Source organism: Neorhodopirellula pilleata (assembly GCF_007859915.1).
GTDB classification, from domain to species: domain Bacteria; phylum Planctomycetota; class Planctomycetia; order Pirellulales; family Pirellulaceae; genus Rhodopirellula; species Rhodopirellula pilleata.
In genome coordinates, this window is the sequence record NZ_SJPM01000054.1 from 1 (window position 1) to 5804 (window position 5804).

The 5804-nt window shown below is 53.4% G+C and carries 4 protein-coding genes and 1 pseudogene; all 5 read left to right on the top strand.

Annotated features, from left to right (window positions below; genetic code table 11):
- Positions 1 to 376: 376 nt before the first annotated feature.
- The gene (locus Pla100_RS31380; protein ID WP_197168357.1) at positions 377 to 565 is read left to right on the top strand and encodes a hypothetical protein; all 189 of its coding nucleotides are present in this window, start codon (positions 377 to 379) and stop codon (positions 563 to 565) included.
- Positions 566 to 880: 315 nt separating this feature from the next.
- Positions 881 to 1261 carry a BlaI/MecI/CopY family transcriptional regulator gene (locus Pla100_RS30080; RefSeq protein WP_146583076.1) on the top strand — a complete coding sequence of 127 codons (381 nt, stop codon included), beginning with the start codon at positions 881 to 883 and terminating at the stop codon, positions 1259 to 1261.
- A gap of 38 nt (positions 1262 to 1299) precedes the next feature.
- Positions 1300 to 3066, top strand: a complete 1767-nt coding sequence (locus Pla100_RS30085; protein WP_146583078.1) for a M56 family metallopeptidase — start codon at positions 1300 to 1302, stop codon at positions 3064 to 3066.
- A gap of 2 nt (positions 3067 to 3068) precedes the next feature.
- Complete coding sequence (locus Pla100_RS30090; protein ID WP_146583080.1) at positions 3069 to 4532, top strand: hypothetical protein; 1464 nt, start codon at positions 3069 to 3071, stop codon at positions 4530 to 4532.
- A 249-nt stretch (positions 4533 to 4781) separates the two neighbouring features.
- Positions 4782 to 5804 (top strand): annotated as a pseudogene (locus tag Pla100_RS31385) (hypothetical protein); the annotation flags it as partial.

The window sequence follows — 5804 nt, forward strand, 5'->3', positions numbered from 1 at the left end:
CAAACGGGGAGTCCCCTTTGGGAGTGAGACATGGGTGGAGCACATCGCCAGAACATTCGACCTTGAGTCAACCATGCGACCCCGTGGGCGTCCAAAGAAAAAACCGGTCGAGAACTGAAAGGCCAAGTTGTAAACGGTACCGGACACCTTTTCTTCCCCCAAAGAAAAAACCGGTCGAGAACTGAAAGGCCAAGCTGTAAACGGTACCGGACACCTTTTCTTCCCCGGACTGGGGAATGGCTTCGCCGGGGTCAGGCTGGGTTTTCGGTTTTCAGGGCCAGGGAGCGTTTGAGGTAGTTGATCGGATGCCTTTGGCTCGTCGACTCGGCCATCCGCTTCGTCGATCAGTGAACCAATCTAGACGATTTCCCCGGATATGCCAAACCGAATTGTGCCGGAAGATCGCGATGATTTGGTCGCGTCGGTGCGGGAACCCAGTGACTCGCGAAAACCGAAAACCCAGCCTGACCCCGGCGTGAGCCTCCGCCAGCCTGACCCCGGCGTGAGCCTCCGCACCGACTTATGGAAGATCTTCATGCGCCCGTTTGCTCGGTTGAGGGCATGATAAATCTCACTGGCGACATCAGCACGCGGAGGACGAGGCATCAGAGAAACTCCCGCAGTAACGAACGAAGTCCACTGCACCTACCAACCTAAAATCACCTAGTCAACCAAAAAGGCTCCTGACCCTTTTTGCCTTTCCCAGTCAAGCACGCACTACGTGGGGCCGGTGGGAACCCGCCAAAATGAAATCCAAAAGGACACGCGACCGAGTGATCCATTCCTTTGCCCTGTGATTTGGAATAACGCTTGACAAGAGAGACGCCATGTCTCACCATAGTAAGAGACATGGCGTCTCAGACCTGGGGATGAACTTCTAATGGTACGAAAACCGAAAGACGTGACCGATGCCGAGCTTGCGGTGATGCAAGTGCTGTGGATGCGTGAGTCGGCAACGATTCGTGAGATCACTGACAGGATCTATCCGGCGGGAACAGCATCGGATTACGCAACGGTCAAGAAGCTGCTCGCTCGCTTGGAAGAAAAAACACTCGTGCATCGCGATGCCAGCGACACGGCTCATGTGTTTACCGCCACGATCACTCAAGACGATTTGATCACGCGTCGATTGCGAGACGTTGCGGAAGATTTCTGCGACGGTTCTCACACTCCGCTGTTGATGAACCTGCTCAAGAACACGAAGTACTCCACGCGGGAGCGGGAGCAACTTCAAAACCTATTCAACGAACTTTTCAAGTAATCCGGCGCAAGCAACCAGTACGCAAACAGGCTTCCAAGATGACAATTCTTTTTCAGGCCGGCATGAGCAATGCCATCATCGCTACCGTCCTTGCCTTGCTTGTAATGCTACTCACCCTCAAGTCCAGGCAACCTGCTTGGACTCATGCGTTGTGGGTGTTGGTACTTCTCAAACTTGTCACTCCGTCATTGGTTTGGTTCAATTTTGAGCTGCCACAGCTCGCCAGTAATGAACTTTCGCCGATACCGCGAGTCGTCGATCAGCCAATAACGATCGGCAGTGAGATGGGAATGATTGGGCAGGTCCAAGTTCCAGTCGAGGCATCGTCGGAAGGTCCGTTGGTCGCACAGGAAAAGATGACCAGCACGGGAGTCTTGGGGACCGTTCCATGGACAACGATTATGCTTTCGCTGTGGGTAGCTGGGGCGGTGTTCGCTACAGTTCGATATTCGCTGCAATGGATGAAAATTCGCAGGTGGGTCCACCGAGGAACGACCGCGTCGAAGTCCGTTGATTCAATGGTCGTGCAAGTCGCCAGCCGAATCGGATTGCGCCGCGTGCCACAGGTAGCCATGGTTCAAAAGGTCGTCACACCAAGTGTTTTCGCACTTGGATTCCGTAGCACGCTCGTGCTTCCGGAAAGTCTGTTGGCTCGCGTGACCGATGACGAATTAGAAACAATCATCGCTCATGAACTGGTTCATCTGCACCGCGGCGATGGCTGGGTCGGACTGATTGAAATGTTGTCAGCGGCTTTGTTCTGGTGGCACCCGATCGTGCCGTGGGTTCGACGCAAGATTCACCAGGCGGCCGAGGAAGCGTGCGACGCGTGGGTCACGTCCGTTTTCCCCGATGCGGCCCAAGCTTACGCGTCAGCGATGTTGAAGACCGTTGATTTCTTGTCCGCCGAAAAGTGCCAATCGATGCCGCTGATGACAGGGATGGGCGATGTCGCTTCGCTGTCGCGGAGGATGCGACGAATCAGTGGAACGCCGGTTTCACCAGCGTTGTCTTGGAGAGGACGAACGGCGTTGGTCGTGATCGCGACCGCGTTATTGCCGCTAGGGCTTCTAACGATTCCGGAATCGGTGGCTCAGCAGCCTTCGGCCGAAGTCGCTGACCCGTTTGGCGGCGGTACAGTCGATCCGTTTGGCAAGGGAACAACGATTCAACCGCAGCCCGCAGTGCCAGCGATACCATTGCAAGTGACCAAACCGATCGCAGTAAAAGACATCGACCCCAGTGGCGTCGAAGCAGCGCTCCGAAAAGGAATGTCACAAAAGGTAACCATCGAAGCGATGGATGAACCGCTTGCGAATGTGCTCGCATCACTGAAACAAGATTTTGGCGTCCCGCTCTTCGTGGATTCTCAGTCGTTGGAAGAATTGGGAATGACACCTGACATTCCCGTCACCATCTCACTGAAGAACGTCAGCTTGCGAAGCGCGTTGCGACTAATGCTAAGGCCATTTGACTTAACGTACATGATCAAAGACGAAGTGATTCAGATCACGACCAGTGAAGCAGCCGAGTACAGCTTGACGCTCCGAGCATACGCCCTACCCGCTGTCTTGAAAGACAAGATGGAAAAAGTTGCCTCTGCTTTGACTGCGTCCGTCAGTCCCGACATATGGGAAGAACTCGGCGGCCCCTGTTCCTTGAGCATGATTGACAACGTGATTGTGGTTTCCGGAACCGAAGACGTTCACGCTGAAGTCGATGAGTTCATCAAAAAGGTCGAGACAGCTTTCATCCGCCGCATCGAAGCAGATGCGAAGGCTAAACCCAAGAGCACGGGGAATTGAAGATGGCACATCGAGTAATCTCTATCGCGCTGACGATCCTATGCATTCCGATCGTTGCCAATTGCGAACCCACCGACACTCCCATCACGCTTGACCCTGCGTTTGGGCAAGAGGATCTCGCCGATATTTCTTCGATGGCCGTCTTCTCAAGCGATAGTTCTCACCTGTTTGTCGTCACGCAGCGACGCGTCCAAGTTTTTCGCAGTGTCGATGGAAGACTCATCTCAACAGTCCAATTACCCAAGGCGGTAAACGCCCATTCTCCCGATCCAGTTCGACGATTGACGATCGGGCTCGAGGGAACGCATTTCAATGGCAGAGTGACTCAAGGTCACCAGGACGCGGGATATGGCGCAACCTTCGAATCCCAAGATCCTTATAGCAACCGTTTCAGCCGGTATCCGACAAAGCCTGCGGTGCACCAGCAAAAGATGCAGTTTCATCATCCCGCCTACTTTCAACTAGTTGACGGCGGCGACAAGTTGCTCGCGGGAATTGCAAAGCGGGAAGCGTTCTTGCTCGACACTCAAAAGCTCATCGCAGGAGACAATGTCACGCCAGAGGTTTTGTTTCAATCCAAACCAGAGACCGAACTCTCTTCGTTTGCTGCGGCGCTTGATGAGTCTCGATACGCCTTCCTCAGCGAGGACGTGAAGATTCCAGAAGCCACTCTACAAAACGATGCGACTTGGACTGCAGCGCCCGAGCAAGAAAACGCAGGCCGACTTGAACTCTTTGATCGAGGTCGCGGCGGATTCGTTGATTCGAGCACAATCGAACTTGAAAATCCTTTTCGTGAAAAACTTCGCAGCCAGTTCCAGGTATTCACACTGATCAATCCGAAGGCGAGGCTTTCGGAGACGGGCAGTGCAAGCGTAAACGGAATCCAGATTGGGTGCTCACTCGATGCAGCCCCTCCGAAGAAAATGGCGGTCCCCTATCGCCGTTTTGAAGCAACTTGGGAATCCAACGGAATCGGCACGGTCGAATATGGGCAGCCAATGTTCGTTGGTGCTCAACCGCATTTAATTTCGCCTGCTCTTCGGTACTACGTCAGTACCGTCGACGAGGGTTATCGGTGGAGGATCGCTTCTCCGCGACTGGGGACATTGCAACCGAACGACACACCTGAATTGACGAAACGATTCGAACCGGTTCATCGGTGGTGGTCCAACGCAACGCTGCATGCCGTGTTCTCTCCCGATGGTGCATTATGCGCCATCAACCACCTCAACAAGCACAGACGCGTTCCAATCAAGAAACCAGAAATCGCCGTATTTGACACCGCGTCGCGCCAGCAGCGTTTTTTGATTCCGGATGTCGATCGACACCCAGCCTTCGTGATCGCGTTCTCACCTGACAATCGGTATGCGTTCTCGGTCACGCATATCACTGGAATTAACGTCGAGGATAGAAGCCAAGAACGAGGAAGGATTTGGACGTTAGGTGATTTCAACTCAGACTAGCATCATTCGTCGAATTGTGTGGCCCAGATCGCAGGCGAAACAAGTCGGTCTTCAGCGAACTTTCAGCACCGGAAGAATCACACCGAACCGCGGTTCCTCATTCTGGACAATTCGTTGTAACCGACTCATCCATCTGCCTGCCAAGCATCCCCAAGGGCCGCCGTACTTCAAGAACGGTAACAGACGTGTTATTCGTCTTTGGCCATGCCAATAAGGAAGGACAATCCAGTGATCAACATGACTAACCAAATGCAACACTTTGCTTTCACGAGCACTGTCATCGTGTTGTCCGCAGTCTTCCACTCAACCGCCGATGCGCAGACTTTCAAGAAACTGGGCGTTCCGCTGAAGCAGGCAACCGGTAGTTACCACGGCAAGATTTCCGTTCGTGACGCGGCATTCATTAACGACGACCGACACATCGTTTACGCCATCAATGAGTCAATCACCGTTTGTGAAACTGCGACCGGCAAGCGGTTGCACACATTGCTCAATACAATCAGGAATGGAAGGCTTGATGGAAGACACAAAGGCGGATGGAAGGCGTTCATGCTACATCTGGTTGACGATGGCAAAGTCGTGATGACGGATCCGCTGGGGCTTTCGATTGGCCCAGATGATCCGCGGTTCGAGCCTTGTCGTTGGATGCGATGGGATGTCTCCGAGATTACGAACAAGGCCAAAGTCGAGCCGGTTCCCACACCATTCTTTTCAAGAGCGGGAATGACGCGAGAACAATCCAATCCGATCGAAAAGGGATTGCATTTCATTTGTCAGATGGGGCCAGACTATGTCTTTCTATTTAACTTCCACAGCAAGAACCCAACGACGATTCGTACTTACAGGCCAGGAGATCGCATCGATAGCCCTCAAGAAGAGATTCCGTTTGATCATGCACAGGACAGCACGATCGCACACGTCTTTGATCGTGGCTATGGTCGTCCTTCGCTGAATTGTGTAGCCGGGGTATCGAGCCGCATGTACGAACACCACGGTCAGGTGACGAGTTATGTGCTCCATCGATTCGGCCGTGATGCAGGCGGGAAGGACCGAACGTTTCTTGACAAGGAAGAACCATCCATGAACTCAGTCGATCCGAAACACACAGAACCGACCTCCGACAACCACAAAGGAGCGGAGGAAGCAATCCAACAAGCCATCTTGTTAGTCCTCACGCCGATCTTCGACCCGAACTTTTCGGAGTCAAGTTTCGGCTTTCGGCCCTATCGCTCAGCCCATGAAGCGATCCATCTCGTTCAGCAACACATCCGG